Genomic DNA, 23338 nt, shown 5'->3' with positions numbered 1-23338 from the left:
GCTGCACTCGGCCGGTCTCTATCCCAAAGTGGAACAAGTTAACGATGTCTTGCGCGCCGCGCCCTTGATCTCAGTTGCAACCGCTGGCTTCAATCCGGGCAACTACAGGGGGGAACCGATGGAGGGGGAAGCACATGGCTGACGAGACGGACGTCATCGTTGTCGGCGCAGGCCTGTCGGGCCTCGTGGCCGCCACCGAGATCGCGGACGCGGGCAAGCGCGTGATCGTGGTCGACCAGGAAGGCGAGCAGTCGCTCGGCGGCCAGGCATTCTGGTCGTTCGGCGGATTGTTCCTGGTCAATTCGCCGGAGCAGCGCCGGCTTGGCATCAAGGACTCCTTCGAGCTCGCCATGCAGGACTGGATCGGCACGGCCGGCTTCGACCGCGACGAGGATTTCTGGCCGCGCCAATGGGCCGAGGCCTATGTGGCGTTCGCGGCGGGCGAGAAGCGCAACTGGCTGCGCGCGATGGGCCATCGCATCTTCCCCGTCGTCGGCTGGGCCGAGCGCGGCGGTTATGACGCAATGGGCCACGGCAATTCGGTGCCGCGCTTCCACGTCACCTGGGGCACCGGGCCGGGGATCGTCGAGCCGTTCGAGCGCCGCGCGCGCGAGGCCGTCAGAAGCGGTCGGCTCAGCTTCAGGTTCCGCCATCGTGTCGATGCGCTCTCCATCACCAACGGCACGGTCGACGGCATCAGCGGCGCCGTTCTCGCGCCCGACACGATCGAGCGCGGCAAGAGTTCGTCGCGCAATGTCGTCGGAGAGTTCGCGCTGAAGGCGCAGGCCGTGATCGTGGCGTCCGGCGGCATCGGCGGCAATCACGAGCTGGTGCGGCAGAACTGGCCGAAGCGGCTCGGCACGCCGCCGAAATTCATGATCTCCGGCGTGCCCGAGCATGTCGACGGCCGCATGATCGGCATCACGGAAAAGACCGGCGCGCGGCTGATCAACCGCGACCGCATGTGGCATTACGTCGAGGGCATCCAGAACTGGTCACCGATCTGGCCGCGACACGGTATCCGCATCCTGCCCGGCCCTTCCTCGATGTGGTTCGACGCAACAGGCACGCGGTTGCCGGCGCCGCTCTTCCCCGGCTCCGACACGCTTGGCCAGCTCCAGTACATCATGTCCACCGGGTATGATTATTCCTGGTTCATCCTGACCCAGAGCATCATCAAGAAGGAATTCGCGCTGTCGGGCTCGGAGCAGAACCCTGACCTGACCGGCAAGAGCTGGCGCATGACGATCAAGCGCGCCACCAACAAGGGCGCGCCGGCGCCGGTGGAGGCCTTCAAAAGCCATGGTGTCGACTTCATCGTGCGCGACAAGATCGAGGATCTCGTTGCCGCCATGAACAAGCTTGCCGGCAGCGACCTGCTCAAGCCCGAGCACATCAAGATGCAGATCGAGGCGCGCGACCGCGAGATTGCCAATCCCTACGTCAAGGATGCGCAGGTGATGAACATCCACAATGCGCGGCGCTACATCGGCGACAAGCTGATCCGCACCGCCTCCCCGCACCGTATCCTCGACCCGGCGCACGGGCCGCTGATCGCGGTCAAGCTCAACATCCTCACCCGCAAGACGCTGGGCGGCTTCGAGACCGACCTCTCTTCGCGCGTGTTCGGCGCGGAGGGCAGCGTCATTCCCGGGCTCTACGCGGTGGGCGAAGCCGCCGGTTTCGGCGGCGGCGGCGTGCACGGCTATCGCTCGCTGGAAGGCACCTTTCTCGGCGGCTGCCTGTTCTCGGGCCGCAATGCCGGCCGTGCCGCGGCCAGGGCGGTGGGATAGATCATGCGGCGGTGGATGCGCATCGCAGCGTGTCTTGCGGCATCGGCCGCCGTCTCGGCTGCATCCGCCGATACGATCGACATCGACGGCGTAAAGCGGTCCTACACCGCGCAGCTGCCGGCGAAGCGGCTCGTGCCGCTCGTGGTGGTGCTGCATGGCAAGACCCAGCGCGGCGCCGACATGGCCGCGCGGACGGCGTGGCCGCAGGTCGCCAAGCGTGAAGGTTTTGCCGTGGTCTTCCCGGACGGGCTCAACCATGCCTGGGCCGATGCGAGGACCAGGGCGGGGCCCGCGCTGCGCGGTCCGCCGCCGGGCACCGACGATGTCGCCTTCATCGCAAGGCTGGTCGAGAAGCTGGTCGCGAACGGCACGGCCGACCCAAAGCGCGTCTATGTCGCCGGCATCTCCAATGGCGGCGCGATGGCGATGACGCTGGTTTGCGCGCGCGCCGACCTGTTTGCGGCGGGCGCGAGCGTGATCATGAATCTCACCGATGAGGCCGCAATCACCTGCCATCCGTCGCGGCCGCTGCCGATGCTGCTGATGAACAGCACGGCCGACCCGCTGGTGCCCTACGAAGGCGGACGCGGATCGAGCTATTTTGCCGCGGACGGGTTCTGGTCCACCGAGGAGACGCTGGCGTTCTGGCGCAAGCTCAACGGCTGCGAGACCGACGACGGCGAAATGACTGATTTGCCCGACAGGGCGCCCGCAGACCAGTCCACGGTCACGCGGATCACCTCGCGCTGTCCCACAGGGCACGACGTCGTGCTTTATCGCATCAATAAAGGCGGTCACCGCATGCCCGGGTTTTCTTCGGATGCCCGCTTCCCAAAGGTCGCAACCGGCCTGCTCGGGCAGCAGAACGGCGACATCGACGGCGCCGAGACGATCTGGACGTTCTTCAGTCAGTTTCCGTAAGGCGCGCATGCACCGGTGGCAACGCATGCGTGCCCGGCAACGCATGCGTGCCCGGCAACGCATGCGTGCCCGGCAACGCATGCGTGCCCGGCAACGCATGCGTACCGGGGGTGGCAGAGCGCGGGACGCTGGGCTAGACAGGGCCGCCATTCCACCAGGAGATCCCCAATGAGCATTCAGCGTTTCGAAACCGGCCCGCGCATGAGCCAGGCCGTCGTACACGGCAACACCGTCTATCTCGCCGGTGTCGTCGCCAGCAACGCCGCCGGCGAAAGCGTGACGAAGCAGACCCAGGACATCCTGGCGACGATCGACGGCCATCTCGCCAAGGCCGGTACCGACAAGTCGAAGCTGCTCTCGGCCACGATCTACATCACCGACATGAAGACCTTCGGTGAGATGAACGCGGTGTGGGACGCCTGGGTCTCGCCCGGCAACACCCCGGCCCGCGCCACCGTGGAAGCCAAGCTGGCGGCCGCGCAATACACCGTCGAGATCATGGTCACCGCGGCGAAATAAATTCGCGCGAACTTCGCATGCGACTGAAGCGCGATGAGAGCATCATCGCGCTTCAGTTTTTTCCCGACGCATGATCTCCGAGGTAATCGATCTGCGCGCGCGAACCTTTGATAGTGGCGGTCAGCCGAATACGGCGCCATCGAAGGAGAGCACCATGACCGATCCCATCACCATTGCCCACCGCTACATCGAGCTCTGGAACGAGCGCGCCGCCGGTCGCCGGCGCGAACTGCTCAGCGAGAACTGGACGGCGGACGCGAGCTATGTCGATCCGCTGATGAAGGGCGACGGCCCTGATGGCATCGAGGCGCTGATCGCCGGCGTGCAGCAGCGCTTTCCCGATTTCAGGTTCAAGCTGATCGGCGAGCCGAACGGCTACGGCGACAATGTGCGCTTCAGCTGGGGTCTCGGCCCTGACGGTGTCGACAGCCCGATCAAAGGGACTGATTTCGCCGTGCTGAAGGACGGCCGCATCAGGAGCATCACCGGCTTTTTGGACCAGGTGCCCGCGGGGGCGTGAGGGTCGCTGGACCGCGGTTTACCCTCCCTTGGGAGGGTAAACCGCGACGGCTTCTCGACGAGACTGGCGCGGCCCCTCACTGCACGCGCATGGACGTGTCCCGCTGACGTTGACCTGGATCAACACTGCCTCCGGTCTGAGTGCACCGGTGTTGTGCCGGCCTGGAGGAAAGTCCAATGCGCACATTGGCTTTGACGATTTTGACCATGGGCACCGCTTTGGCAGCAGGGCACGTCCAGGCTCAGACATATGATCCGGCTTTTCCCGTTTGCTTGCACGTGGTCTCGTTCGGAGCCACTCCCTACTATCGATGCAGCTACACCACGATGGACCAATGCAGGGCGTCGGCCAACGGTCAGGCGTGCGTCGTCAACCCGTATTACGCTGCTGCGAAGGCGCCGGTAAAACGGGACAATCGGCGCTATTCCGGCCAAATCAAATCGAGACCGCCCTCGCACGCCGGGACCCGATCGTACGCGCCACCTCGGCCGACCCACTACCGGGCCGCACCGTACAATCAATTCGAACCGTATTATGGAGCGTCCCAGGGTTACGCGCCCGGCGAAAAAGAAAAATTCATCCAAAGCATGAGACAGAACCTTTAGCTTTCCGCCAATCGATAGGCACGCCCCGCATTCACGCCAAAGGCCTTGTCGCGGAGCTGCTGGCCGAGCTTCGTCAGGCATGCCTCCAGCGCACCCTTGATCGCGCCATAGCTCCCCGCGAGCAGGCACACCGGCCAGTCGGAGCCGAAGATCAGGCGGTCCTCGCCAAAACATGTCGCGGCATGCGCGACGAACGGAAACAGCCGCTCCGCATCCCAATCGTTCCAAACAGCTTCCGTCGCCAGCCCCGAGACCTTGCACCAGACATTGCCGCACGCTGCAAGCGCCGCGATGCGGTCGGACCAGTCGGCGCTGCCCCCGTCGGCGATCGGCGGTTTGGCGGCGTGGTCGAGCACGAAGCGCGCGTGCGGAAAGGCTTGCGCCGTCGCAATCGCGGCGGGCAGCTCGCGGGCGCGGACGAGGAAGTCGTAAGCAAGATCGCGGGCGAATATTGCGGCAAGGCCACGCCGGACCTCCGCGCGCAGCAGCCAGTCGGGATCGGCCTCGTCGTGGACCTGATGGCGGATGCCGACGAGCTTGTCGCCGCCCGGCGCGGCGCGCAGCCGATCGAGCGTGTCGCCAACCGCGCCGTCGGTCAAATCGACCCAGCCAACGACGCCGACGACGGAAGGCGTCGCATGCGCGATCTGCAAAAATTCCACGGTCTCCTCGCGTGCCGAGCGGCACTGCACCACGATGCTCGCGTCGATGCCGTTCGCTTTCAACAGCGGCGCCAGATCGGCGGGGCCGAAGGCACGGCGGATCGGCGCGAGTTCAGGCGCGTCCATCCAGGGATAGTCGGCGCGCGCGGGATCCCAGAAATGCTGGTGAGCGTCGATGATCATGGCTTACGCTCCGCCCGGCAACGGGGCTCGCGCGTCGACGAGGTTCCGCGCGCGCAACTCCTGCCAGAATGCCGGCGGCACCGCCAGCTCGGACATTGCGATGTTGTCGGAAACCTCCCCGGCGTTGCGCGCGCCCATCACAGCGATCGTGACCGCCGGATGGGCCATGCAGAACTGGAGCGCGGCAGCCTTCAGCTCGGTACCGTGCTTGCGGCAGAGTTCGTCGAGCGCGAGCGCACGGGCGACGAGCGCCGCATCGGCATCCTGGTAGTTGAACTTCGCGGACGTTCGCGGATTGGCCAGGATGCCGCTGTTGTAGATCCCGCCGAGCAGGATGCCGATGTTCCCGCCCTGGCAAACAGGAAACAGCGCATCCAGCGCGCCCTGGTCGAGCAGCGTGTAGCGCCCGGCGAGCAGGAAGCAATCGACCGGTGCGGCTTGCGCAAACCGCACCGGCATCTCCGACTGGTTCATGCCGGCGCCGATCGCCTTGACCGTGCCGTCGTCGCGCAGGCGTTTCAACGCGCGGAAGGCTCCCGCCACCGCATCGTCATAGTGATCATCCGGATCATGCACCAGGAGAACATCGACACGGTCGAGCCCAAGCCGGACAAGGCTTTCCTCGACCGAGCGCATCACCCCGTCATAGCTGAAGTCGAACACCGGCCGCTCGCGCCCGGCGCCCTTGTAGTGCTCGTCCTCGGCGGCATCGCCATCAGGCGCGCGCAACAGGCGACCGACCTTGGTCGAGATGGCATAGGAGTCACGCGGCTGCTGCCGCAGGAAAGCGCCCAGCCGCCGCTCGGCAAGGCCAAAGCCATAGAGCGGCGCGGTGTCGTAGAAGCGGATTCCGAGCGCCCAGGCGCGCGCGACCGTCGCCTCTGCATCGGCATCGCTGACGGGCGTGAACAATCCGCCGAGCGGGGCGGAACCGAGGCCGAGCGAGGTGACGTCGAGAGAGCCGAGCCGCGACCTTTTCATTCCCATTGCCTTCCAACAGTCCTGTCTCAATAGCCAAGATCATCTCTCCCGCTTGCGAAATCCGCAAGCGGGAGAGATGGCAGGAGCGCGGGGCTGGCAGCGCTCCTACTTCAACATCTGCGCGACGTTGTCCTTGGTCACGAGATCGAGGCCGGTGTAGACGATCTCCGGCACCTTCTCGCCCTTCTTCATGGCGAGCAGCGTGTCCATCGCCTTCTCGCCCATCTCGAACGGACGCTGGCCGACCAGCGCATTGGCATAGCCGTCGCGCAGCAATTCGAGCTGCATCTTCAGCGTATCGGCGACGACGAGCGTGAACTTGCCGGAGTCGATGTCCTTCTTGTATCTGCTGGCGAAAGCCTTGAAGCCCTCCGGCGCGAACATCGGCCAGCCGCCGATGGGAACGATCGCGGCAAGGTCGGGCGTTGCGGTGCGCATATCCGTCATCTGCTGCACCGCCAGCGCCGGATCGTCGTTGCAGAAAGTCGGCGAGCCCGCGACCTCGGTCCATTTCGAGCCTTTCAGCGCCTCGCGGACGCCATCGACGCGCTCGGCGAGGTTCTTGGCGCCGGGACCGCCCGAGACCATGGCGTATTTACCGCCGTCGGGCCGAAGCTTCAGCAATTGCTTGCCGAGCGCGACACCGAACTCCTTGTTGTTGGTGCCGATATAGGCGGTGCGCTTGGAGCCCGGCGCGTCGGCATCGAAGGTGATGACGGGGATGCCGGCAGCGGCTGCCGCCTCGATCGACTTGGTCATGGCCGCGACGTCGGCGACCGAGATCGCAAGGCCGTCGACCTTCTGGGTGACGAAATCCTGGATGATCTGAGCCTGCGTCGCCGGCTCATGTTCCACCGGTCCCTTGTAGATGCACTCGATGTTGCCGAGCTCCTTGGCACGCTTCAGACAGCCGTCGCGCGCAAAGTCGAAGAACGGATTGTTCATCGCCTTGGGCACGATCACGAAACGGTAGTTCGCGGCAAACGCCGGCGTCGCCATCATCGCGACGGCGATGCCGGCAAGTAGAAATTTCCTCATTGTCTCCTCCATACGTCCTATGCCTATCCATTGAAAAATCGTCCGGGAGGCGGATAGACGGTTCTTTTGCCCTCCCGAAGACGTCACTTCAGACCATCCGCGAGCGGATGCGGTCGACCAGCACGGCCAGTATGATGATCACGCCCACCAGCGTCTGCTGCCAGTAGGAGCTGACCTGTGCCAGCACGAGGCCGTTGCGGATCACTTCGAGCAGCACGCAGCCGACGATCGCCCCCAACGGGCCGCCGATGCCGCCGGCGAGATTGGCACCACCGATGACAGCCGCCGCGATCACGTTGAGCTCGTAGGACGTCGCCATGTTGGCCGGCGCCGATCCGAGCCAGCCGGAGATGATGATGCCCTGGAGGCCCGCGGCGAGCGCGCAGATCACATAGACCTCGATCTTCACCCGGACGACCGGGATGCCGGTCAGTTCGGCCGCCTTCTCGTTGCCGCCGAGCGCGAAGACGTGGCGGCCGAACGCGCTGTGGTGCAGGACCACGGCCATCACCAGTGCGAGGACCACCAGGTAGATGAAAGGCACGGGCACGCCGAGCACGTCGCCCGAGGTGAGCGCATAGAAGTAGTCGGCATCCGGCCCACCCGGAAAGCTGCCGCGCCCGTTCGAGACGACATAGCCGAGCCCGCGCACGATCGAGAGCATGCCGAGCGTGGTGACGAAGGGCGACAGGCCCAGCACGGCGATACAGAAGCCGTTGACGAGGCCGGCGATCAGCGCAACGCCGAGCCCCGCAAGAAGCGAGATCAGCAGGATCAGGCCCGGCACGTTGGCGAGCACGGTCTTGCCGTCGGCCGCCATGTGCACGAACAGCGAGCCTGCGGGCGAGCCGGGCGCCGACAGCTCGGTCATCACCATCGAGGTGATCATGGCCGAGAAGCACATCATCGAGCCGACCGACAGATCGATGCCGCCGGTGATGATCACGAAGGTGACGCCGAGGGTGGCGATGGCGATGAAGGAGAAGTTCTTCGCCACGTTCTGCATGTTGCCTTCGGTGAAGAAGTAGGGACTGGCGAAATGCATGACCACCAGCAGGATCGCCAGCGCGAGCAGGACATAGCCGGTCTGGGACGCGAAGATGCCGCGCTGCCACCATCTGATCCGGCCGACATTGGTGAAGCTGATCGGGGATTCCAAGGGCATGACCATCACGCCGCCTCCTTCGCGCCGGTGATCAGGGCAGTGACTTCCTCGGGCGACGTCTGCTGGATCGGCTTGTCGGCCCGCTTCTCGCCCCGGCGCATGACGATGACGCGGTCGCACACCGCGAACACGTCGGGCATGCGGTGCGAGATCAGCATCACGGCGACGCCCTGCTCCTTCAGCCGGTGGATCAGGCCGAGCACCTGCTCGACCTGGCGCACCGAGATCGCGGCCGTCGGCTCGTCCATCATCACCAGCCGCGCGTTGGAGAGCCGCGTTCGCGCGATCGCGACCGCCTGGCGCTGGCCGCCCGACATCTGCTTGACGAGATCGTCGGGCCGCGTTTCCGAGCGCAATTCGCCGAACAGCTCCAGCGCGCGCGCCGCCATGGCCTTGTGGTCGAGCACCGCGAGCGGGCCGAATTTGCGCTTCAGCTCGCGGCCGAGGAAGACGTTGGCCGCCGCCGTCAGATTGTCGGCGAGCGCGAGGTCCTGGTAGACGACCTCGATGCCGACGGCGCGTGCATCGACCGGGCGATTGAAATGGACCGCGCTGCCGGCGAAGCGGATCTCACCATGGCTGGGACGGAAATTGCCGGCGATGATCTTGACCAGCGTCGACTTGCCCGCGCCGTTGTCGCCCATCAGGCCGACGACCTCGCCGGGAAGGACCTTCAAGTCGACTTCGTGCAGCGCGCGGATTGCGCCGAACTCCTTGCCGATGCCGGTCAGCTCGAGCACCGGTGTCGCTTCAGCATGTGTCATCAGCGGCCTTCCTCAGACGTAGCGGTTGACCAGGGATTCCAGATATTCCTGCCGGCCCGAGCGCGGCTGCGGGTCGAAGCCCGGGCCGAGCGCGCGATCGGCAAGATCGGCGAGCGAGCGCTGGCCGCCGAGAATGGCGCGGCCCTCGCTGCCGGCCCATCCGCCATAACGCTCGGTGAGCGGTGCGGTGAGCACGCCGGCATCGAGCATGTCCGCGGCGGCGAGGAAGGCGCGCGCGCAGGCATCCATCGAGCCAACATGGGCATGGATCAGATCGTCGGGGTCGATCGACTGGCGGCGGATTTTGGCGTCGAAATTCAGTCCGCCCGAGGTGAAGCCGCCGCGGTTCAGGATCTCGTGGAACACCAAAGCGAGCTCGGGCACGTTCATCGCGAACTGGTCGGTGTCCCAGCCCAGCAGGTCGTCACCGCGATTGACGTCGAGCGAGCCGAAGACACCGAGCGCCTCGGCGAGCGCGACCTCGTGATGGAAGGAGTGGCCGGCGAGGATGGCGTGGTTCTGCTCGATGTTGAGCTTGACGTCCTTGAGCAGGTCGTAGCGCGCGAGGAAGCCGTAACAGGTGGCGACGTCGAAATCATATTGATGCTTGGTCGGCTCCTTCGGCTTCGGCTCGATCAGGATCGGGCCCTTGAAGCCGATCTTGTGCTTGTGCTCGACGACGAGCGACACGAAGCGGCCGAGCTGGTCGAGCTCGCGCTTGAGATCGGTGTTGAGCAGCGTCTCGTAGCCCTCGCGCCCGCCCCAAAGCACGTAGTTCTGGCCGCCGAGCCGGTGCGTCACCTCCAGCGCGGCGCGGACCTGGCCGGCGGCGTAGGTGAAGATCTCGGGGTCCGGGTTGGTCGCGGCGCCCGCCATGTAGCGGCGGTGCGTGAACAGGTTGGCGGTGCCCCAGAGCAGGCGGACTTTTGCCGAGGCCATCTTCTGTTCGAACAGATCGGCGACCGCATTGAGGTTCGCAACGGATTCGGCGAGCGAATTGCCTTCAGGCGCCGCGTCGACGTCGTGGAAGGTGAAGAAGGGCACATCCAGCAGGCGGAACAGCTCGAAGGCGACATCGGCCTTGGCGCGCGCCTGCGCCATCGCATCGGTGCCGTGATGCCAGGGCCGCAAAAAGGTCTCGCCGCCGAAGGGATCGCCGCCCGGCCAGCACAGCGAATGCCAATAGCAGACTGCGAAACGCAAATGATCCTCGAGCCTGCGGCCATGGACGAGGCGGTCCTTGTCGTACCAGCGGAAGGCGAGCGGGCTCGCGGCATCCTTGCCGGAAAAGGCGACAGGTTGGCTTGCATCGAAGAATTTTGCTGGCGCGTTCACTTAAATCGGCTCCTTCAACGCGGGATAGAGATCGCGCCAGCGGCGATAGGCATCGTCGTAGGCGGAAGTGACGGATGCCCGTGGCGCGAAACTCGCGAGCCGCCGCGGACGAACACAAACCTGTGCCGGGTCTTCGCCAGTCGCAGCGATGCGGCCGAGCCGTGCGGCGCCGAGCGCGGCCCCGACCTCGCCTTCCTCGACGCGGTGGACGGGGATGCCGAGCACGTCGGCGCAGATCTGCGCCCACAGCGGCGAGCGCGAGCCGCCGCCGACCAGATCAACCTCCGCGACCGGCCCGCTCGCCGCACTCAGCGCCGCCAGATTGTCGCGCGCAGCAAAGGCGACGCCTTCGAGCACGGCCTGAACGATCTGTCCGCGCCCGGTCGCACCGCGCAAACCGGCGAAGGCGCCGCTGGCGGCGGCGTCGTTGTGCGGCGTCCGCTCGCCGTCGAGATAGGGCAGGAATCTGACCGGGCTCGGTCCGTCGACGCGCTCGCCGAGCGGCGCCAGCAGCGCGGCCGCCGGCGTCTCCATCACGCCGGCGAGCCATGCCAGCGAGGCTGCGGCCGACAGCATCACGCCCATCTGGTGCCAGAGGCCGGGCAGCGCGTGGCAGAACGCATGCACGGCGGAAGCCGGGGCCGGTGCAAACCGATCGGTGACGCGGAACAGCACACCTGAGGTTCCCAGAGACAGAAACGCATCGCCCGGTGTGATCGCGCCGAGGCCGATCGCGCTCGCGGCGTTATCGCCGGCGCCGCCGGCAATCACGACATCTTTCGCCATGCCCCAGCGCTGCGCGAATTCCGGGGCGAGCATCGCGCTGACCCCGCTGCCTTCGACGAGGCGCGGCATGTGGTGGAGATCGAGCCCGGTGGCATGCAGCAGCAGGGCCGACCAGCGGCGCAGACCGCCATCGAGCCACAGCGTGCCTGCGGCGTCGGACATATCCTCGACCATTTCGCCGGTGAGGCGATAGCGGACATAGGCCTTCGGCAGCAGCACCTTTGCCACGCGCTCGAAGATCTGCGGCTCGTGCCGCGCGACCCAGAGCAGCTTTGGCGCGGTGAAACCCGGCATTGCCAGATTGCCGGCGATCGTGTGCAGCGACGGGCAGCGACGCTCCAGCTCGACGCATTCGGCGTGCGAGCGGCCATCGTTCCAAAGAATCGCAGGGCGCAGCGGCCGTCCATCCTCGTCGAGCAGCGTCGCGCCGTGCATCTGGCCCGATAGCCCGATGCCTCGCACCTGCGCGACCTCGCGCGGATGGCGGCCGGCGAGATCGTCGACGGCGCCGACCGCCGCATCGACCCAGGCATCGGGATCCTGCTCGGACCACAGCGGCGCGGGATGCGACAGCGCAAGCTCGCGCACCGCCGTCGCGAGAACCGCGCCGGCATCACTCACGAGCACCGCTTTCACACCGGACGTGCCGATGTCGATTCCGAGATACACGCCGTCCTCCCTTTCATCCCTGTCGCAGGGTTGCGAACTTTCGTCGCCTTTTCCCGCAAACTGCCGTTCAAAGTCGCGCTGCCGCTAGGGCAGATTGTCCCGCATCACGATGTCGATCCTGATCTTCTCCTGTTCGCGCAGGATCGGCTCGCCGCGGGCGAGCGCGAGCAGCACGCGCACGGCGGCGCGGGCTTCGTGCCCGGGGTTCTGCGAGATCGCCGCATCCATCACGCCCTGCAACAGCAGCCGCCGCGTCAACGCGGTGACGTCGTGCCCGACGAACACGACCTTGTCGCGGCCGGCATCGCTCGACGCCCGATCGCTCAACGCCTTGGCGACACCTTGCGTGCCGGCGCCGACGTTATAAAGGCCGACAATGTCAACATGCCTGCCCAACAGCCGCGTCAGCAGCTGCCCGGAACGTTCGTCCTCGTCGCGCCCTTCCAGCACCGGCAGCACGCTGAGACCAGGGAATTCCGCCGCCATCACCTGGTTGAAACCGAAAATACGCTCTGCATGGTCGCGCAGACCCTGCGAGCCCGCCACGATCGCGACCTTGCCGGACCGCCCGCCGGCCAGCCGCCCGACCAGCGCGCCGGCGGTGCGTCCCGCCGCAATGTTGTCGATGCCGACATAATGGTGTCGGCGGGACGACGGCACGTCCGAGACCAGCGTCACGACCTTGGTGCCGGCATCGACGAGATCGTCGATAGCGGCGCGGACGCGCGGATGATCCAGCGCCACCACGGCGACGCCGTCGTAATCGTCCGCCAGCGCCGTCAGCGAGGCTGCGAGCACGGACGGATCGAACACGTCGGTGGCGATCGTCTCGACGCCGAGGCGGCGGGCGGCGAGCCAGGCCGACATCTCGCCGAGATAGGCCTCGATCTGCTGCATGAACGGATTGGGCCCCGACGGCATCACGAAGGCGAAGCGGCGAGCGCGGCCGCGGGCGAGCTCCGCGGCGGCGACGTGCGGCTGGAAGGCGTTGCGTTCAATGGCCTCCCTGACGCGCCGGACCGTGTCCGGCCGCACGCCCGGACGGTTGTGCAGGACGCGGTCGACCGTGGCGAGGCTGACGCCCGCCTGGCGGGCGATGTCCTTCAGCGTCAGCGCGCTTGCGGTGAGAGTGTCGGCCATGGATGAAGGCTAGCAGAGGTGTTTTGAGGTACGCAACTCATTTTGAGGGATGGATCGCCGATTTCGAGCCGGGGTTGCGCCCGGCCGCCCTACCCGGCTGCAAGGTCGAGCGTCAGGAACAGACTGTTGCGATCCTCGACATAGCCCTCGAATGGACCGCACGCGACGAAGCCGTGCGCCAGGTAGAGCGCGTGCGCCGGCTTGAAATAATCCCACGAGCCGGTCTCGAGGCTGAGGCGCTTCAAGCCGCGGACACGGGCTTCGGTGATGATGTGGCGGAGCATCCGGCCGCCAAAGCCGCGCCGGCGCGTGGTCTGGAGCGTGTGCATCGACTTCACCTCGCCATGCTCGGACGAGAGCGTCTTCAGCGCGCCGACGGCGACCAGCGTCTCGCCGTCCCAGCCGGTCCAAAACGCGATGTCGGGCGCCCGCAGGCCGGAGAGGTCCAGCGCGTGGGCGCTGCCCGGCGCGGTCTGCGCCCGCGCGGCCGTGACGTGATGATCGAGCAGTGCGATGACGCGCGGATCAAAGGTGTCGCCGGTGCGGATCTGCATCGTCAGGTTCACTCGAGGATTTCATATCGCATCGGCATCCTCACATCTTCCCGTAGGAGGCGCCGCGGCGCGTGATGATGACGTAGCGCGCGTCCTGCTTGGTCTCGTTCTCGAAGATCACCGCGCGCATCACGTCGAAGTCGAGACAATCGCCCTCGCGCAGCCGCACCGCCTTGGCGTCGATATGCACGGCGATCGCGCCCTCCAGCATCAGGAGCTGCTGGGTGAAGGCGTTGCGGCCCCACGGGCTGTATGGCACCCGCGCGCCGGCCGGCAGATCGACGACGATGATCTCGATGCCGCTCGCCGCGTCCGTCGGCGAAGCATGCCGGCGGCGATAGCCGCTCTCGGGATCGCGCCAGTGCGGCTGGTCGGCAAGACGCACCAGCCGCTCCGGCGGCTTCTCGGCCAGCGCGACGACATCGCTCAGAGACACGTCGAGTGCCGCACACAGCTTTCCGAGCAGCGCAGCCGTCGCACTGCTCTGCGCCCGCTCCACCCGCCCGATCATCGCCCGGCTGACGCCGGAGCGGCCTGCGAGTTCGTTCAGCGTCATGCCCGCTTGCGTCCGCAGCGTCTTCAGGCGGCGACCGATCGCGCGATCGAGTTTTTGCTGGTCCATTTCTTGTAAGTCGTGGCCGTTGTCCGAACGTGCCGCAGCGACGAGGGCCGCAAGCCGCCGGGCGAGAGGAGCTTAGCGCGCGCAGCGAAGAACGCCGGCATCGCGTGGCTAATATATTGGAATCTCGCGCGCTGCGCGACGTGCGCTTGCACCTGTCAGGTCGATCGGAAGGAAATCTCGGAGGAGCTTGGAGCGGGCGAAGGGAATCGAACCCTCGTATGCAGCTTGGGAAGCGAAGAACGGAGAGTGAAAAGCTTTAACCAAGGCAAAGCTAAATCTTTGAAATGTAGTAATTTTTCGGTATTATGGCGATATTCCGAGCGTAGAACATTTCGGGTGTTTCGGAAGCTGCATTTGTACGATTGTTGTATGGGCGTGGGATGTCGAAAAGTCCGGTCTACGAGCGAGAAGTGAAGTCGTTGAACGAGAACGACGTCCAAAGCGCCATCTCCTACAGCGCGAGCGGCGCAATGGCCGGCAAGGTAGCCGAATGGCGCGATAAGAAAACGACGGGACTGACGTTGCGCATCACGCCGGGCAAGGTCGTCTGGTACGTGCGCCGTCGTGAAATAACTTTGAGGCTGGGCTCGGCTTCCGAAATCAATCTCGACCAGGCCCGGTATTTCGCCGGGCAGACGAACCTCGCCGCCAAGCGCAAGCGTGATCTGCGCGAATTCGTCGACCAGCTGGTGCGACTGACGCTCACCTCGAAATACAAGGATGAACTGGGACACCACGAAGCGGCGGATCAATTCGCCGACGAAACGTCGCTGCTCGCCTACCGGAAGCGAACCGGCGACACTGGCGTCACCTGGACTTGGAAGGCGCTGACCGCGAAGTTTCTCGAGTACAAGCTGCCGAAGCTGAAGGCCAGGTACCGCGAGAAGTACGCCCGCTTCCTGCAACTCGATGAATATGCGTCGGTCAACGAAAAGTTGGTTGGCGAGATCAAGCTGCGGGACCTCGAGCGTCTCCGAGACAATATTTTTTCCACTCATAAGAAGTCGACCGTCAACAGAGCCGTCACGCAATCGAAGAGCATGCTGACGTGGGCATGGAAATTCCACGCAACGGATTCCGGACTGGACGACGTCGAAGTGGGGTGCTGGCACCGGTGGTCGTTCGAATACGCCTCGGGCAAACGCACCCACGCTCCAACCATCGAGGAAATCGCGCGCACCCTGGTGATCGCCGAGAAGTTTCGGAAGCTTGCCGAGGGAGAACATGAGACCTATCCGGGTACGTTGGGCGCGCTGTGGGCGGTCGCTTTGACGGCGCAAAGAACCGGCGGCCTTCTGCAGTTGCGCGCCGACCGCCTCTTCGATCCCGACAGAAAGGACCGCAAGCTGCGAGGATGGAAAATCGCGAACTGGACCGAAGAGGAGATGAAAGGCGGACGCGACGGAGGGCGTCCCTTCTCGCTTCCTATCCCCCCGGAGGCATTGGGGATCCTAGCGGCCTATCACAAGGAATCGGGAGGCGAATCGGAATGGATGTTCAGCGGCCGCGATGCGGAGGCGCACATCAGCCAGTCCGCGCTGAACCTTCTGCTGCACCGACTTCAGGGACGCGTCTACGACCATACGGTGAAGCAGAAGCCCCAGCGCAATGGCAAGCCTGGTCCCAAACCGAAGCCCAAGAAGCTGCGGCCCAACCTGTTCGCGCTCTATGGCATAGAGCCTTGGACGCCGCACGAGTGCAGGACGACCATGACGACATTCCTCGACGACAGGCGCCTCGGTGGAGCGGCCACCGCGATACTCGGACACAAGATGGTCCACGACCGCGTCGATGAACGCGAAAGAATGGCGACCGTGACCGAGCAGCACTACAACCGCTCTCAAAGGATCGGGTTGAAGGCGGAAGGCATGACGCTCTGGGTAAAAGCGCTTCTCGCGGCGTATAAGAAGGAAAAGCAGAAGTTTCGCGACTTGCGACAAGCCAAGCTCGCAGCCTGATTCCAAACGGATCACGCGCAGCTGGCGTGGAGAGTGGGATTCTCTGCCTGGGTGTAAATCGGGGTAGGGGCCGACACCGATGGGCGAGCTAGAATATTGGTCCAGCAAGCGGCGATGGGGCAACCTTGGACGCCTCTTCACACTCGGACAACATGCGTAGCTTGGCACGCCGTCGTACTGGTCGCGGCGCGAACGATTGTAGCGATGCGGGGTGAGGCCTACTCCCTAGCGACCACGGCATCTAACCATGCGCAATTCAGGGGCGGCACGATCGGATCGGGCGCACGTACGCCGCGTGCCGCCGCGTCAATCCGCATGTCGCGTAGGCGCTTCCGCTGCTCATCGGGCATGTAGAGGCGCTCATGCCCCCAGAGCGACGGTCCATTGAACGTCTCGTGCGGTTGCCAGGTATCCGGATCGATGACGCGAGCGCCCCATCCGTACTCAACGAAGAAGCCAGACGGCGTGTTGACGTAGAACGAGGTCATATGGTCGTTGGTGTGCCGCCCCAGGGTGTAGGCGACCCGCCCGTCATCCAGCTGCGCAAGATCATAGCCTTGCCCAACGTCGTCAAGGCTACCGAGCTCGACCATGAAGTGGTGCAGCGCCTTCCGGCCCGACCCTACCATTGCGAAGCTGTGGTGGCGGCCGTTGAGATGGAAGAAATATAGGCCGTAGGGCTTGAGCCCGAAATCGGAGACGTGGAAGCCGAGCACGTCGCGATAGAATGGCAGCAGCGGCTCGACGTCTTCGACGTTCAGAACCACGTGTCCCATCCCGAGGGCGCCGGTACGAAAGCCGGAGATCGGCCGCCCTGGCCGGAACGGCTCCGTCGCGAGCGCCGGCTGGCAGAACGCCTCAAGCCGGTTGCCCGCGGGATCCGCGAACTGGATCAACTCGCGCACATGGCGTTCATCGGCCAGCGCGCGCGATCCGCGCGTGACTTCGACGGCATGGCTTTCCAGCCTGGCGGCGAGACGATCGAGCTCCGCGGCTGTCGGAACTTCCCAGCCCATCACTGTGAGACCGGCGTCGTTGCCGGCGTCGACAATCAGACGCTGCTTTCGGTCATCCATCCGGAACGCTCGCGTCTTTCCGCCGCGATCGACCTGCTGCATGCCGAGCAACTTCGTCGCCATGTGACTCCACTGATCCAATTGCGACGAGCCGATGCTGATATAGCCGAGTGCGGAGATCTCCATCCAGGCTCCTCCATTGTGTTCATCGCGTCTGTTGGCCGCGCGGCGGCTTCGCCGGAGGTTGATGCCGACGCACCGCGATCGTACACTAAGTTTTGCGGACGCCTCGCGTTTGCAACACGTTAGGCTCCGTACCGTCCGGCACAAGGAAGGAAATTGAATTGTCCAAGGAGCGGACGCGCGACGAGCAACCGAAAGCCTCGGCGGGTGTACGCGCTTTCAAGCGCGGTCTCGACGTCCTCACCGAGGTAAATAGGTCCGGCGGCATGAGGGCTGCCGACGTGGCACGTGCACTTAGCCTCCCCCGGCCGACCGTCTACCGGCTGCTCGAGACCCTCGAAGAGCTCGGTTATGTGGCTCGCTCAGCGAGCGACGACCGCTTTCGCGTGACACGGCTGGCCTCCAGTCTTGGCGACGGTTACGATCCGAGCGTCGTGATCTGCCAGGCGGCGGCGCCTTATCTCGGCGAGTTGAGCAAGGCCCTGGTCTGGCCCGTCGACCTTTCCACCTACGAGAACGCCGCAATGGTGGTCCAGGAGACCACCCATTCCCGTAGCCCCATGTCGATCGACCGCGGCATGATTGGCAAACGCCTGCCCATCTTGCGGACATCGGCCGGTCGGGCGTACCTGGCAGCCTCAGCGGCGCGCGAGCGAGACTTGATCGTCAATCACTTGCGGCGGATCGACGAGGTGGAAGATCGCCCATTTCTTGGGGGGAACTGGCTCGAACGCATGATCGCCGAGACCCGTGAGCGTGGCTACGCAGTCCGCAATGAGGGCGAATACAACCCCAAGACCGCCTCGATCGCCGTGCCGATCGTTCGAGAGGAGGCTGTCTTCGGCTGTATTTCGATCATCTGGATCCGTTCCGCCCTGTCCTTGGAGGAGGCCGTTTCGCAGTTCTTGATTCCCATGCGCAAGGCGGCGGCCGAAATTCCGATCAACGGCTAGTTCACCCGTACGGGCAGAGAAGCCAGACCGCGTAGCACGTTGTTCAAGGCGAGCACCGGCTCGCCGATATCGAAGCTGCGCACCTTCTCGACCAGCACTTCCAAGAGAGCCGTCATTTCGAGACGAGCCAGATGCAGGCCGGCACACGTTTCCAAAACCGAGGTGGTCATTGGCGCGCCGGCGCACATCGAACCGCTCCGGATCTTGCCATTTCCGCTCGTCACGATTGGCCGACGCGTACAGCAGCAGCGCCCGGCTTCCGCCCGGAATGAGCACATCCGTGACGGTTGCGTTCGAGCTGACACAACGCGTGAAGCCGCGAATTGGAGACACCAGGCGCAGCGCTTCGTTGATGGCGCTTGGGATCAGCTTCGGATCTTCACGGACCAGCTGCCATTGATCCGGATGTCTGCCGAACAGCAGGATCAGGTTAGCCGTCGCAAAGATCGTCGTGTCCAGGCTGGGGCCGAGATAATCCCGCATCAGGACAGGACAACGCTCCGGCTCGACTTCGCCACGATCGGCGGCCTCGAAGATCCGTCTGCCCCAGCTCCCAGGCCGCAATCGTTCGCGAATATCGGGGACGCCGAGGTAGGAGCGCATCTCATGTATATCCGCCATGGCGGCGCAGCCTCGCTCGTTCATCGTGCCGAGCACGTTGAACGTTGCCGACGCCCACCTGAGCATGCTGCCGCGCCCATAATCTTCGAGACCGACCAGCTTCGACACGATCGTAAGGGGCAAGTACTGCGCCAGATCTGTCACAGCATCGAATTGCTTCCGTTCCAGGAGGTCATCGACGAGCCGCCTTGCTTCTGCCCGGATCTGAGGACCGATCTCCTCGAGGGATCGCGGCGACAGGGGAGCGCCGATGATCGCCCGGAGCCGATCGTGCAAAGGCGCATCACTCGCGAGAGTCGTACCTCGCGACATTTCGTTGACATTGCCGTTGGCTGCGACGCCATCCGCTGACGAGAAGACGGTTGGGTTCCGCAAGGCCGCTCGGACCTCGTCGAAGCGGCCGATGGCGTAGAGATCGTGTCGCGGAAGCCAGACGGCGGCGCCGAGCTCCCTGAGCCTTCGGTAGTGAGGATAAGGATCACGAAGAACCTCGTCACTGTAGAGATCGACGTCGTAGGTAGGCACATCCAAATGGGCTATGTTCATGACCTTCTGTCCGCTTGCATGCGCGTATCAGCGGACCGCGGTCCACTCGCCCTTTTCGAGCTTGCCTAGAACCAGTGCGCTTTGATCCAGTCCGGTGTGATCATCGGGTCCGTAATTGTAGACACCCCGCGACCCCGCAACGCCGTTCAAGGATTCGATCGCGGATCTCAGAGCCTCTCTGAATTCCGGCGTGCCTGGCTCGGCGGTCTTCAGAGCCATGGGAGCGGCCTTCTCGAGCAGAAGCAAGGCGTCGTAGGACGACCCCGCGAAGATGTTCCGACTTCCCGCCCCGAACTTCGCCTCGTATTGCCGGATGAATTCCAGCGCGGACTTCTTCGCAGGATAGTCGTCGGGGAAGGACGCGGCCCCGACGGCGGGGCTCAGCGGGAAGAAGATCCCATCGCCCTGCGCACTGGTGAGCTTCCGGAAGTCGCCGAACGTCGCGCCTAGCGTGCCGTAGATCTGGCCCTCATATCCTTTCTCGCGCAATTGCAACAGCGGAAGGGCGGCTGGCGCGCCTGACGCCGCGATCAGTACTGCATCCGGACCGGCTGCTACGATTTTCAGCACCTGTCCCACAACCGTGGTGTCGGTCCGTGCATACTTCTCGTTGGCGACGAGCTCGATGTCGGCGGCCTTGGCCATTTTGGCGCTGACCTTGCTCCAGGCATCGCCGTAGGAATCGCCGAAACCGATCAGAGCCAGCTTCTTCACCCCGGACTTCTTCATGTTGGCGAACAATGGCGTCGCTTCATGATCGTCGTTGGTCGTGGTCTTGAACACCCAACGCCGCCTGGCGTCGACTGGCGCAACCAGCGCGTTGACGGGCGCCAGGGTGATCATGGGCAGCTTATACTCGACCGCTGGCTCGATCACCGCGAAGGAGGCGGGTGTCGTAGTCGGCCCGATCAGTAGGTCAATTTTGCTTTCCTCGTGCAGCTTGCGCAGCGCAGAAACGGCGGCCGTAGCATCCGAAGCCTCATCAAGGAACAAGTAATTGACTTTTTTCCCCCCGATTTCGGTGGGACCGAAGGCTGTTCCGTTGCGCTCGGCGTTGCCGATGGCTGCAGCGGGACCCGTCGCCGACAGAATGATTCCAACGTTGATGTCGGCGGCAAAGCTCGGCGCAGCGAACAATTGCATCACAAGGCATGCACGCAGCACGGATCGCAGCATCGTCGTTTCCTCCGCTTTGGACTGCCTCGGCAGATCAGCCTTATTGGCTTTGCTTTCTCCCTAGCGAAACCGGAATGCTTGCGCGTAGCATTATCGCCAACTTGTCCGGCTGGCGGACAAACGGCCGCTGGATGGGCTCGTCCGATGTGCGGACACTTGGCGACACGACCTTGAAGGTGGCGGACGGCTGGGAAACAGATGGAGTCATGCAGGATGGGTGTGCCTTCCAGAGCTATGATGTCGTGATCATCGGTCGTGGCCCCGTCGGGGCCACGCTCGCCAATCTGCTCGGCCTATGCGGAGTCAGGACGCTGGTGCTGGAGCGCGAGGCTCGTGCGTATCATCTTCCGCGCGCGGTGCACTTCGACGACGAATGCATGCGCGTGTTCCAAGCCATCGGCCTGGCTGAGGCGATCCTGCCCCACGTAATCGTCAGTCCTGGCATGCTCTTTCTCGACGCCGACGGCCGCATGCTGCTGGATTGGTCGCGGCCCCTGACACTAACTCCGCTGGGCTGGAACCTTAGCTACCGCTTTCACCAGCCGGATCTGGAGGAAGTGCTGATCGGCGGCCTGCAACGTTGGCCTCACGTGGCAACACGCAACCGTTGCGACGTGTTCGCGCTCGACCAGGATGAGACCGGCGTGCGGGTGCGCTACGAAGATCTCTCGAACGGGCAGCTCACCGAGGTCCGCGCCCGCTATGTGATCGGTTGTGACGGCGCCCGTTCGTTGGTGCGCCGCTTCATCGGATCCGGCATGGACGATCTCGGGTTTCACGAGCGATGGCTCGTGGTCGACGTGCTGCTCAAGCGAAACCGCGACGATCTCGGCGACTACAGCCTGCAGCATTGCGACCCCCGGCGGCCCGCCACCTATGTGCGCGGCACCGGCACGCGCCGCCGTTGGGAGATCACGGTTCTACCCGACGAGGATACGCAGGGCGTCGCCCAGCCGACAAAGGTCTGGGAGCTGCTGTCGCGCTGGATCACGCCCGAGGACGCTGAGCTTGAGCGCGCCGCGGTCTACACTTTCCACTCCACCATCGCGCAGCAATGGCGCGACCGCCGCCTGATCCTCGCCGGCGATTCAGCCCACCAGACCCCGCCCTTCCTAGGGCAGGGCATGTGCGCCGGTATCCGCGATGCCGCAAACCTTGCCTGGAAGCTCAGCGCCATCCTAAGCGGCCATGCCGACGCGCGCCTGCTCGACACCTATCAGAGCGAGCGCCAGCCGCACGTCCGCGAGTTCGTCGAGCTGGCCATTCGGCTCGGCGGCTTGATCAACACCAAGGCGGTCGAAGCCGGCCTCGCCGCCGGCCAAGCACGCGAGAACGCGCCGGTCAAACTCGAGGTGAAGAAGCCCCTGCTCGGCCCCGGGCTTGCGCTGTCGGATCTACCAATGGCCGGACATCTCGCGCCACAATTCACGCTGCACGATGGCCGACGAAGCGACGACGCCATCGGTTACGCTTACGTCCTTCTCACCGAGTCCGCCGGCGCCATCCCCCGGCCGTTGCAACGCGCGTTCGGCGAGAACGGCGTGTCGATGCTCACCGGCGACGCAGCCGCCGGCGTCGGCACCTGGTTGCGCGACAAGGGCCTCAGGGCCGCCCTCGTCCGACCCGACCGCTACGTGGTCGGCGCCGCCAGTAACGACGGGGAGCTCGACCGGCTCGCCGCCGCCGTCATCCTTCCAATCCACGTGCCTTCGCGGCCTGAACACATTCCCGAGGATATCCCATGAAGCTGCTTTCTTTCATCGCCGACGGCCGCGCCTCCTTTGGCGCCATCAAAGACAACGGCATCGTCGATCTTGCCACGCGCATGTCCGGTTGCACCTCGCTGCGGCAGTTGCTCGAAACCAACCGCGTCGCCGAGGCCGCTGAACTGATCGCAGCCAACGTCCCCGAGCATGCGGTCGACAAGATCGCCTTCGCACCGGTCATCCTGGACCCCGGCAAGATCATCTGCGTCGGTCTCAATTACCGGGACCACGTCGCCGAGACTGGGCGGACCGTCACCGAGAAGCCGGCGCTGTTCGCGCGCTTCGCCTGCAGTCAGGTCGGCCACATGCAGCCGATCGTTAGGCCGAAGGTCAGCGACAATTTCGACTACGAAGGCGAACTCGCGCTGGTCATCGGCAAGGAGGGCCGACATATCCCGGCAGACCGGGCGCTCGATCATGTCGCCGGTTATGCCTGCTACAACGAAGGAAGCATACGCGACTGGCAGCGTCACACCAGCCAGTTTCTGTCGGGTAAGACTTTTGCCAACAGCGGCAGTTTCGGCCCCTGGCTGGTGACAGCTGACGAAATCCCCGATCCATCGAAGCTCACGCTCCAGACCCGCCTCAACGGCACCGTGGTGCAGAACGCCACGACCGATCTGTTGATCACCGCGATCCCCGAGCTGATCGCCTACATCTCCGCCATCTGCCCCCTGGTCCCCGGCGACGTCATCGTGACGGGCACGCCGGGCGGCGTTGGTTTAAAACGCACGCCGCCGCTGTGGATGAAGCCCGGTGACACCGTCGAGGTCGAGATATCTGGGATTGGCGTCCTCCAGAATTCAGTGATAGCCGAGTAGGCATCCGCCGAGTTGAGGAAGCGAACGGCTGGCACCATCGC

The 23338-nt window shown here is 64.8% G+C and carries 23 protein-coding genes and 1 pseudogene; 10 read left to right on the top strand and 14 right to left on the bottom strand.

All coding sequences use genetic code 11. From position 1 onward, the window contains the following. Nucleotides 1–134: 134 nt before the first annotated feature. The 5 genes from JQ572_RS00175 to JQ572_RS35385 all read left to right on the top strand — a co-directional run bounded on the left by JQ572_RS00175 (nt 135) and on the right by JQ572_RS35385 (nt 4358). On the top strand, nt 135–1793 hold the full coding sequence (locus JQ572_RS00175) for an FAD-binding dehydrogenase (protein WP_211380985.1): 1659 nt from the start codon (nt 135–137) through the stop codon (nt 1791–1793). Between the two features lie 3 nt (nt 1794–1796). Next, a complete protein-coding gene (locus tag JQ572_RS00170; RefSeq protein WP_211380984.1) occupies nt 1797–2714 on the top strand; it encodes a CE1 family esterase in 918 nt (305 codons plus the stop codon). A 168-nt stretch (nt 2715–2882) separates the two neighbouring features. Further along, nucleotides 2883–3233, top strand: a complete 351-nt coding sequence (locus tag JQ572_RS00165; protein ID WP_211380983.1) for a RidA family protein — start codon at nt 2883–2885, stop codon at nt 3231–3233. 154 nt (nt 3234–3387) lie between these two features. Then, nucleotides 3388–3753: a nuclear transport factor 2 family protein gene (locus tag JQ572_RS00160; RefSeq protein WP_211380982.1), complete on the top strand. Its 366-nt coding sequence runs from the start codon at nt 3388–3390 to the stop codon at nt 3751–3753. A 176-nt stretch (nt 3754–3929) separates the two neighbouring features. After that, complete coding sequence (locus JQ572_RS35385) at nt 3930–4358, top strand: DUF3551 domain-containing protein (RefSeq protein ID WP_211380981.1); 429 nt, start codon at nt 3930–3932, stop codon at nt 4356–4358. Here the strand turns inward: JQ572_RS35385 and JQ572_RS00150 are convergent. The 10 genes from JQ572_RS00150 to JQ572_RS00105 all read right to left on the bottom strand — a co-directional run bounded on the left by JQ572_RS00150 (nt 4355) and on the right by JQ572_RS00105 (nt 14257). Next, on the bottom strand, nt 4355–5203 hold the full coding sequence (locus tag JQ572_RS00150) for an amidohydrolase family protein (protein WP_211380980.1): 849 nt from the start codon (nt 5201–5203) through the stop codon (nt 4355–4357). The two genes, JQ572_RS35385 and JQ572_RS00150, sit on opposite strands and share 4 nt — an antisense overlap. A 3-nt stretch (nt 5204–5206) precedes the next feature. Then, on the bottom strand, nt 5207–6184 hold the full coding sequence (locus tag JQ572_RS00145) for an aldo/keto reductase (RefSeq protein ID WP_211380979.1): 978 nt from the start codon (nt 6182–6184) through the stop codon (nt 5207–5209). A gap of 105 nt (nt 6185–6289) precedes the next feature. After that, entirely contained in the window at nt 6290–7222 is a 933-nt protein-coding gene (locus JQ572_RS00140) for a sugar-binding protein (protein ID WP_211380978.1), read from the bottom strand. An 88-nt stretch (nt 7223–7310) separates the two neighbouring features. Beyond that, the gene (locus JQ572_RS00135; protein WP_211380977.1) at nt 7311–8393 is read right to left on the bottom strand and encodes an ABC transporter permease; all 1083 of its coding nucleotides are present in this window, start codon (nt 8391–8393) and stop codon (nt 7311–7313) included. After that, nucleotides 8393–9151, bottom strand: a complete 759-nt coding sequence (locus tag JQ572_RS00130) for an ATP-binding cassette domain-containing protein (protein WP_211380976.1) — start codon at nt 9149–9151, stop codon at nt 8393–8395. The genes JQ572_RS00135 and JQ572_RS00130 overlap by 1 nt, the downstream gene beginning before the upstream one ends. Nucleotides 9152–9163: 12 nt before the next feature. After that, entirely contained in the window at nt 9164–10486 is a 1323-nt protein-coding gene (gene xylA, locus JQ572_RS00125; protein ID WP_211380975.1) for a xylose isomerase, read from the bottom strand. Next, complete coding sequence (gene xylB / locus JQ572_RS00120) at nt 10487–11941, bottom strand: xylulokinase (protein ID WP_211380974.1); 1455 nt, start codon at nt 11939–11941, stop codon at nt 10487–10489. It lies immediately after the preceding gene. 84 nt (nt 11942–12025) lie between these two features. Further along, complete coding sequence (locus JQ572_RS00115) at nt 12026–13081, bottom strand: LacI family DNA-binding transcriptional regulator (protein WP_211380973.1); 1056 nt, start codon at nt 13079–13081, stop codon at nt 12026–12028. Nucleotides 13082–13170: 89 nt separating this feature from the next. After that, complete coding sequence (locus JQ572_RS00110) at nt 13171–13635, bottom strand: GNAT family N-acetyltransferase (RefSeq protein ID WP_211382363.1); 465 nt, start codon at nt 13633–13635, stop codon at nt 13171–13173. 40 nt (nt 13636–13675) lie between these two features. Continuing rightward, the gene (locus tag JQ572_RS00105; RefSeq protein WP_211380972.1) at nt 13676–14257 is read right to left on the bottom strand and encodes a helix-turn-helix domain-containing protein; all 582 of its coding nucleotides are present in this window, start codon (nt 14255–14257) and stop codon (nt 13676–13678) included. Nucleotides 14258–14667: 410 nt separating this feature from the next. Here JQ572_RS00105 and JQ572_RS00100 point away from each other — a divergent pair, with 410 nt between their 5' ends. Then, the gene (locus JQ572_RS00100) at nt 14668–16215 is read left to right on the top strand and encodes a hypothetical protein (RefSeq protein ID WP_349630370.1); all 1548 of its coding nucleotides are present in this window, start codon (nt 14668–14670) and stop codon (nt 16213–16215) included. Between the two features lie 218 nt (nt 16216–16433). On the opposite strand, the gene JQ572_RS00095 is transcribed toward JQ572_RS00100, so the two are convergent. Next, nucleotides 16434–17417 carry a VOC family protein gene (locus JQ572_RS00095; RefSeq protein ID WP_211380970.1) on the bottom strand — a complete coding sequence of 328 codons (984 nt, stop codon included), beginning with the start codon at nt 17415–17417 and terminating at the stop codon, nt 16434–16436. Nucleotides 17418–17575: 158 nt separating this feature from the next. Here JQ572_RS00095 and JQ572_RS00090 point away from each other — a divergent pair, with 158 nt between their 5' ends. Beyond that, on the top strand, nt 17576–18367 hold the full coding sequence (locus tag JQ572_RS00090) for a DNA-binding transcriptional regulator (protein ID WP_211380969.1): 792 nt from the start codon (nt 17576–17578) through the stop codon (nt 18365–18367). On the opposite strand, the gene JQ572_RS34935 is transcribed toward JQ572_RS00090, so the two are convergent. Together JQ572_RS34935 and JQ572_RS34930 are read right to left on the bottom strand one after the other, a co-directional pair. Then, nucleotides 18364–18537, bottom strand: coding sequence for a hypothetical protein (locus JQ572_RS34935; RefSeq protein ID WP_249128921.1), 174 nt, complete (start codon nt 18535–18537; stop codon nt 18364–18366). The genes JQ572_RS00090 and JQ572_RS34935 overlap by 4 nt on opposite strands. Nucleotides 18538–18604: 67 nt before the next feature. After that, nucleotides 18605–18850, bottom strand: a pseudogene (locus JQ572_RS34930) (cytochrome P450); the annotation flags it as partial. 123 nt (nt 18851–18973) lie between these two features. Between JQ572_RS34930 and JQ572_RS34925 the strand changes: the two are divergent. Then, nucleotides 18974–19339: a hypothetical protein gene (locus JQ572_RS34925; RefSeq protein WP_249128920.1), complete on the top strand. Its 366-nt coding sequence runs from the start codon at nt 18974–18976 to the stop codon at nt 19337–19339. Nucleotides 19340–19561: 222 nt separating this feature from the next. On the opposite strand, the gene JQ572_RS00080 is transcribed toward JQ572_RS34925, so the two are convergent. After that, nucleotides 19562–20710 (bottom strand): ABC transporter substrate-binding protein, encoded by a 1149-nt coding sequence (locus tag JQ572_RS00080; protein WP_211380968.1) that lies wholly within the window; start codon nt 20708–20710, stop codon nt 19562–19564. 206 nt (nt 20711–20916) lie between these two features. Between JQ572_RS00080 and mhpA the strand changes: the two genes are divergently transcribed. After that, nucleotides 20917–22455 carry a bifunctional 3-(3-hydroxy-phenyl)propionate/3-hydroxycinnamic acid hydroxylase MhpA gene (mhpA, locus tag JQ572_RS00075; protein WP_211382362.1) on the top strand — a complete coding sequence of 513 codons (1539 nt, stop codon included), beginning with the start codon at nt 20917–20919 and terminating at the stop codon, nt 22453–22455. Further along, nucleotides 22452–23297 carry a fumarylacetoacetate hydrolase family protein gene (locus JQ572_RS00070; RefSeq protein WP_211380967.1) on the top strand — a complete coding sequence of 282 codons (846 nt, stop codon included), beginning with the start codon at nt 22452–22454 and terminating at the stop codon, nt 23295–23297. Before mhpA ends, JQ572_RS00070 begins: the two co-directional genes overlap by 4 nt. The last annotated feature ends 41 nt before the right edge of the window (nt 23298–23338 follow it).

This window comes from Bradyrhizobium sp. SZCCT0153 (assembly GCF_018129995.1).
GTDB classification, from domain to species: Bacteria; Pseudomonadota; Alphaproteobacteria; order Rhizobiales; family Xanthobacteraceae; genus Bradyrhizobium; species Bradyrhizobium japonicum_G.
Note: the sequence above shows the minus strand (reverse complement) of the source record. Positions and strands in the feature narration are given on the sequence as shown.

Bases quoted from the DNA above. Each gene is read 5' to 3' on its own strand.
- JQ572_RS00175 (WP_211380985.1), top strand. From the start codon at position 135: ATGGCTGACGAGACGGACGTCATCGTTGTCGGCGCAGGCCTGTCGGGC.
- JQ572_RS00145 (WP_211380979.1), bottom strand. From the start codon at position 6,184: ATGAAAAGGTCGCGGCTCGGCTCTCTCGACGTCACCTCGCTCGGCCTC.
- JQ572_RS34925 (WP_249128920.1), top strand. From the start codon at position 18,974: ATGTATATCCGCCATGGCGGCGCAGCCTCGCTCGTTCATCGTGCCGAG.
- JQ572_RS00105 (WP_211380972.1), bottom strand. From the start codon at position 14,257: ATGGACCAGCAAAAACTCGATCGCGCGATCGGTCGCCGCCTGAAGACG.
- JQ572_RS00150 (WP_211380980.1), bottom strand. From the start codon at position 5,203: ATGATCATCGACGCTCACCAGCATTTCTGGGATCCCGCGCGCGCCGAC.
- JQ572_RS00070 (WP_211380967.1), top strand. From the start codon at position 22,452: ATGAAGCTGCTTTCTTTCATCGCCGACGGCCGCGCCTCCTTTGGCGCC.
- JQ572_RS00115 (WP_211380973.1), bottom strand. From the start codon at position 13,081: ATGGCCGACACTCTCACCGCAAGCGCGCTGACGCTGAAGGACATCGCC.
- JQ572_RS00140 (WP_211380978.1), bottom strand. From the start codon at position 7,222: ATGAGGAAATTTCTACTTGCCGGCATCGCCGTCGCGATGATGGCGACG.
- JQ572_RS35385 (WP_211380981.1), top strand. From the start codon at position 3,930: ATGCGCACATTGGCTTTGACGATTTTGACCATGGGCACCGCTTTGGCA.
- JQ572_RS00165 (WP_211380983.1), top strand. From the start codon at position 2,883: ATGAGCATTCAGCGTTTCGAAACCGGCCCGCGCATGAGCCAGGCCGTC.
- JQ572_RS00135 (WP_211380977.1), bottom strand. From the start codon at position 8,393: ATGGTCATGCCCTTGGAATCCCCGATCAGCTTCACCAATGTCGGCCGG.
- JQ572_RS00110 (WP_211382363.1), bottom strand. From the start codon at position 13,635: ATGCAGATCCGCACCGGCGACACCTTTGATCCGCGCGTCATCGCACTG.
- JQ572_RS00095 (WP_211380970.1), bottom strand. From the start codon at position 17,417: ATGGAGATCTCCGCACTCGGCTATATCAGCATCGGCTCGTCGCAATTG.
- JQ572_RS34935 (WP_249128921.1), bottom strand. From the start codon at position 18,537: ATGACCACCTCGGTTTTGGAAACGTGTGCCGGCCTGCATCTGGCTCGT.
- JQ572_RS00160 (WP_211380982.1), top strand. From the start codon at position 3,388: ATGACCGATCCCATCACCATTGCCCACCGCTACATCGAGCTCTGGAAC.
- JQ572_RS00170 (WP_211380984.1), top strand. From the start codon at position 1,797: ATGCGGCGGTGGATGCGCATCGCAGCGTGTCTTGCGGCATCGGCCGCC.
- JQ572_RS00080 (WP_211380968.1), bottom strand. From the start codon at position 20,710: ATGCTGCGATCCGTGCTGCGTGCATGCCTTGTGATGCAATTGTTCGCT.
- JQ572_RS00130 (WP_211380976.1), bottom strand. From the start codon at position 9,151: ATGACACATGCTGAAGCGACACCGGTGCTCGAGCTGACCGGCATCGGC.
- mhpA (WP_211382362.1), top strand. From the start codon at position 20,917: ATGCAGGATGGGTGTGCCTTCCAGAGCTATGATGTCGTGATCATCGGT.